Origin of the sequence: Nocardia carnea, from assembly GCF_029868855.1 — a bacterium.
Taxonomy (GTDB): Bacteria; Actinomycetota; Actinomycetes; order Mycobacteriales; family Mycobacteriaceae; genus Nocardia; species Nocardia carnea_A.
Genome location: NZ_JARWOV010000301.1, coordinates 1 through 5,675 on the forward strand (window position 1 = coordinate 1; position 5,675 = coordinate 5,675).

At 69.3% G+C, this 5,675-nt stretch carries 5 protein-coding genes; 2 read left to right on the forward strand and 3 right to left on the reverse strand.

Features of this window, described 5'->3' with window-relative positions; genetic code table 11:
- A partial coding sequence (locus tag QH195_RS31000) for a hypothetical protein (protein WP_280437983.1) occupies positions 1-291 on the forward strand: 291 nt, incomplete at its 5' end.
- Positions 292-413: 122 nt separating this feature from the next.
- On the forward strand, positions 414-1,313 hold the full coding sequence (locus QH195_RS31005) for a cutinase family protein (protein WP_280420585.1): 900 nt from the start codon (positions 414-416) through the stop codon (positions 1,311-1,313).
- Here QH195_RS31005 and QH195_RS31010 read toward each other — a convergent pair whose 3' ends face one another.
- The 3 genes from QH195_RS31010 to lysX form a co-directional block, all read right to left on the reverse strand.
- Entirely contained in the window at positions 1,314-1,928 is a 615-nt protein-coding gene (locus tag QH195_RS31010; RefSeq protein ID WP_280437984.1) for a histidine phosphatase family protein, read from the reverse strand. It lies immediately after the preceding gene.
- 331 nt (positions 1,929-2,259) lie between these two features.
- Entirely contained in the window at positions 2,260-2,721 is a 462-nt protein-coding gene (locus QH195_RS31015; protein WP_280437985.1) for a hypothetical protein, read from the reverse strand.
- 127 nt (positions 2,722-2,848) lie between these two features.
- Positions 2,849-5,675, reverse strand: a 2,827-nt coding sequence (lysX, locus tag QH195_RS31020) for a bifunctional lysylphosphatidylglycerol synthetase/lysine--tRNA ligase LysX (protein WP_280437986.1), incomplete at its 5' end; no start/stop codon positions are given.

Genomic DNA, 5,675 nt, shown 5'->3' on the forward strand with positions numbered 1-5,675 from the left:
CGGCGGGGGGGCCCCGCCCCCCCCCGCCGCCCCCCCACCCCCCCCCCCCCCCCCCCCCCCCCCCCCCCCGCGGCCGCGCCCCCGCCCCCGCGGGCGGGGGCGCGCGCTTTCCCCCCCCCCCCCCCCCCGGCGGCGGCCCCCCCCCCCCCCCCCCCCCCCCCCCCCCCCCCCGTCGTTTGTCCCGGGACGCTGTTCGGCTCGTTTGTGATCTCCGTGCGGTTCGGCTGGCGGTGGGTCTGGTGTAGCTCTATTGTTATCTCCGGTGTGGTCCGGCGCCTGATCGTGACCTGATCGTGTACTCGTGACGCCTAGTTGTTGTTCACCTGTTACGCATCGGCGGCCGTCGGCCGGTTCGGCACCTCGCGACGGCGGATTCGGGAGCGCCCCACAGGGGCCAGGGTGACTGGAGCAGTATGCAGTTCAAGAGGGTTGCCGCAGCGCTGGGCGCGTGTGCGGCTGTCGCGTCGGGGTTGGTAGCCGCAGGAGCGACGGCAACGGCCGCGCCCGGGTGCCCCAGCCTCTATGTGGTGGCGATCCCGGGGACATGGGAAACCGGGAACGAAAAGTCCCCAGGGCCGGGCATGCTGGCCGATGTCACCGACGGGCTGCCCCGTTCCGCGAAGGTCGATTACGTCAGCTACGCGGCCACCGCGTTCCCCTGGGAGGGGGATGTCTACGGGCGGTCCAAGAACGAGGCCGTCGACAACGCGCGCGGCTTGATCACCGATATGACCGCACGGTGCGCGAATACCAAGGTCGCCCTGGTCGGCTACAGCCAGGGGGCGCACGCCGCCGGTGATCTCGCGGCCGAGATCGGTACCGGACTCGGCCCCATCCGGCCGGAACGGATGTCGGGGGTCGGGCTGATCTCCGATCCGCGCCGGGCCGCCGCCGATATCCAGGTCGGCCCCCATGCGCCCGGTGCCGGCGCCGCCGGGCCGCGGATCGGCGGATTCGGCTGGCTCAGCGACCGCACTCGTACCGTGTGCATTCCCAACGATCTCTATTGCGCGACCGCGCAAGACGATTTCGTCACCCGCTTCGCGGGCTTCCTGGCGCAGAGCTCCGACGCCAACCCGGCCAACCTCTGGCGCTACCAGCTCGAGGCCGCGGCGATCGTCAACGACGTGATGAAATACGGCGGCGTGCCCACATTGCAGGCACAGCTTTCCGAAGGCGCCAACGAGCAGCGGTTCAAGGACCTCGAAGCGTTCTACCGCTCCGAATCGCACCACGCCTACGGCAGCTACCGGGTGGGCGGCGGCCAGACTGCGCTGACCTGGATGCACAACTGGATCGCGGGCATGGCCTGATCAACCGTTCGAGATATTGCGGGGGAGCAACTCCCATACGTGGCCGTTCTCGTTCACCGTCGCCGCGCTGCGGCGGCCGGTGCGCGAGAACAGCACCCGGGTGATCGAGCAGTAGTCGATGGGGAAGGTCAGCGGCCGGGCCAGGCCCAGAATGTCCTGGAGGGTCACGTTGATGACTCCGCCGTGGGCGAATATCACCACGGTATCGGCCGCGGCCGTGGTGGCGGCGATATCGGTTATCGCATCGCGCACCCGGTGCCGGAAGGCCTCGGCATCGATCTGCAGCGGCAGGTGACCTTCCTTGATCCGGTCGTAAGTGTCGCGGAATTCCAGCTTCGCGTCTTCGATCGGGATATAGGACGGTAGTTCGCGGTCGTATTCCGCCAGGTCGTCCACGATTTCGACGTCGAGGCCCAGTTTCGCGGCCGTCGGTGCGGCGGTCTCCCGGGCCCGCCGCTGCGGACTGCTGACCACCCGGACGATCCGGTGGTGATCCAGCGCGGCCGGCACTCGTTCGGCCTGCTCCACGCCGATCGGGGCCAACCCTGGATCGGCGGCTTCACCGGCGTTGTCGACCCGGAGCGGCTGGGCATGGCGAACAAGTATCAACTGCACGGGTCTACTCTGCCGCATGGCGGCCGCGGGCGACGAACCGAACCGGGTGGTCGGAGTACCGAGAGGATGACCGGTCCGTGGAGTCGGCCGGCGGAACTCGTGGCCGGGATACCGCGCGGCGCCGACACCGTTCGGCGCCTGTCGGCGATGCGGTCGCACTCGTCGTCGGACCGATAACCGAGGAAAAACTTGCCCCCTCCCGGGACGGGCGGGCCTGGAGACGCAGGCGGTTTCGCACCGCTGGTCTCCTGCCGGTAGACGGCGAAACAGCGAAGAGCCCGGTACGCCACGCTGCGTACCGGGCTCTTCTACCCGATAAGTCCGGTGAAGCTCAGTGACCGGCCGGCGGGTACGGCGGCTGGCCGCCCTGCGGGGGGTTCGGGTTGTTGGGGTCCGACGGGTAGCCGCCTTGTTGGGGGTAGCCGCCCTGTTGCGGGTAGCCGCCTTGCTGGGGATATCCGCCTTGTTGGGGGTAACCGCCCTGCTGCGGGTAACCACCCTGCTGGGGGTAACCGCCGCCTTGCGGGTAGCCGCCCTGGGGAGGCTGACCCGGGAATTGGCCGCCCTGCGAACCACCACCCGAGTTCTTCTTCCGCATCATCACGACGACCACGACGACGATGGCCACGATGACCACCAGACAGATCAGTCCGAAGATCAAGCCGCCCCCGCCGCCCTTACCTTTGCTCTTGCGGCGTGCTTCCAGATCGACCGCAGAGGCCAGCACATCGGTATCGGCCCAGGCGGAATAGTCCACCTGGCTCGCGTGGGAGAGCAGATCCAGATAACTCAAAGTCAACCCCGTTCGAAATGGTGTGCGGCCCCTCCTCCTGGGGCCGGGTGGCTACACGGTACTTCCCCGTTTCGCGGTTGGGAAACCTCGTGTTCCCGGATCTGGCCGGTTCCTGGGTGGGTAACCCTCAGCGTTGCCGGACCAACGGGAAGGTCTGCGTTTCCCGCATCGTGCGTCCGGTCAGCAGCATGAGCACGCGCTCGATGCCCAGACTCAGTCCGCCGGTCGGCGGCATTCCGTGCTCCAGGGCGCACAGTAATTCCTCGTCGAGCCCCGTGATCGCCGCTCCGCCGTCGGCGGCGGAGCGGGCCCGCGCGGTCAAACGCCGACGCAGTTCCACCGGATCGGTCAGTTCGCTGCGCCCGGTACCCAGCTCGATCCCACCGGCCACGAGATCCCACCGTTCGGCCACACCGGCCCGTCGGCGATGTGGGCGCGCGAGTGGCGAGACGGTACTGGGGAAATCGGTGTAGAAGGTGGGCTCGTAGGTGGTCTCGACCACCAATCGCTGATAGAGCGCGTAGACGATACGGCCGTGGTCCCAGCCGGGCCGGCAGCTGATATCGGCCTTTTCACACAGGTCGCGCAGCTCCGGCATGCCGGTGTCGGGCGTGATCTCGGTGCCGGTTTCCCGCCCCAGTGCCTCGTAGAGCGATCGCACCCGCCACTCACCGGAAAGGTCGAGGGCTTCCAGGGAACCGTCCGGCCGCGGCCGCATGGCGACCATCGAATCGTTCGCGGCCAGCGCGGCCTGCTGGACCAGCCGGCGGCACAGTGCCATCATCCGCTGATGGTCGCTGTGGGCCTCATAGGCTTCCAGCAGGGTGAATTCGGGTAGGTGCCGGGCGTTCGCGCGCGTATTGCGGAAACCGGGCCCGAGCTCGAAGATCTTCTCCACACCGCCGACACACAGTCGCTTCAACGCCGGTTCCGGGCCGAGACGCAGGTGCAGATCGGTGTTGTCGGCGTCGATATGGGTGCGCATACTTCGCGCCGTCCCCGTGCCGGGGCCGGGCTGCAGCACCGGCGAACCGACCTCCAGGAAACCCCCGTCGTGCAGGGCATCGCGCAGTGTGCGCAGCACCGCGCTTCGCCGGGCCAGCAGCTCACGGGCCTCTCGATCGATCATCAGGTCCAGATATCCGCGCCGCTTCCGCGCCTCGGGGTCGGTGAGACCGTGCCATTTGTCCGGCAGGGGGTGCAGGCATTTCGCCAGCATCCGCCAATCGGCCACCAGGAGCGATAATTCGCCGCGCCGGCTGTATCCGAGCTTTCCGCTCACCGAGATCAGGTCACCCAGGTCGAAAAGTTCGCCGAACTCGGCACAGCGCGCCGCGCCGAGCCGCTCCCGGTCGAGCAGGAGCTGGATATCGCCGGTCCAGTCGCGGATCACCGCGAACAGCACACCCCCGCAGTCGCGCAGCCGTAGCAATCGGCCGGAGATCCGCACGGTGGTACCGCGAGGTACCCGCCGGGCTGCGGCCACGGTGTGGGTCGGCGGGAAGGGCGGGGGATAGGGGTCGATATGCGCGCCTGCGAGCCGGTCCAGTTTGTCTGTGCGCACCCGGACCTGCTCGGGCCGGAGATCCTGAGCGGGCGCCGGATCGGCTTCCGCCTTCGTGGCGGCAACGGGTGGTGTCGCTGCAGTGCGCTCGGGAACAGCGCGATGGCAGCCGGTGTGGGTGAAGGCCCCGGCGTTACCGGCCGGCCGCGGTAGCAGCCCCTCGGCGAGGGCGGCGGCGACGGCGATGCGCGGTAGATCCCGCGGATCGGCGGACAGGACATACCGGGCCGACCAGCGCGGTTGGAAACGCATGGCCGACCGGTACAGCTGGTCGAGTTGCCACCACTGGGAGAACGCCGGCGGCAGGCCGCGCACCCCGTCGCGCACTACGACCGCTGCCGCGCGGATACCGCGTACGGGTGCCGGCCGACCTCGGCGACCGGCGGCTTCGAAGACCGAGCGGAACACGGTGAAGCTCAGCGAAACCTGTTCGATGCCGTGCTGTTCGGCGCGCAGCGCGAATTCCGCGATGAGCAGGTCGGTGATGTCCTCGGTGGTGGCCGGTGCACGGCGCAGCAGCTCCAGGGTGGCCCCGGTCCGGCCCCATGGCACCAGGGAGAGCATGCCGAGTACGCGGTCATCGGCGTCGATCGCCTCGACGAGCAGGCAATCACCGTCGTGCCGGTCGCCGAACCGGCCCAGCGGCAGCGGGTAGGCGCGTTCGGTTTCGGTGCGCCGCCACTGCTCGGCCGTAACCGCCAGGCGGGCGAACTCCGCGGTGCCGATATCGCGGTGGCGCCGGATCCGCACCGTCACACCCTGTTTGCGCAACCGGGTGAGGGTGTCGCGGACGGGTCGCAGTTCCGGGGTCGTCAGTGCGAAGGTCCGGGTATCCAGCACGGCCTCCGCACCGGCCGCCACGGCATCCAGCCCGGCCCGGCGATACACCGGCATCCCGGTTTCACCGGCCCCGGCAACCGCTACCGGCCAGCCGAACTGCCGCGCGTATCGCTGCCAGGCCGCCACCGCTTGGGGCCAGCAGTCGCGTGCGCCGAGCGGATCACCCAGGGCCAGACAGACACCGGCTTCCACCCGGTAGCCGATGGCCGCGCGGCCGTTCGGGCTGAAAACGATTCCGCGGTCGCGGCGGGTCGCCAGATAATCGGTCGAACCCGTGGGGTCCGGACTGTTCAGCAGTTCGCGTAGCGCTGTCTCGTCGGCTTCGGTGAGTGCGTGTTCCGTGCGCTGCGTACGTACCAGCACCGTGACGGTGGCCGCGAAAACCACTGCGCCGAACAGGCCGACCAGAAATGCCGTGGGAAACGGTGCGGCACCGGCGAGTTGCGCGGGACGTACGACCAATCCGGCGGTGAGCTGGGAGAAGACGAACAGGGCACGAGGCGCCCCCGGGGCCAGCGATCCGGGAAACAGCTGCACCGCGCAGACACCT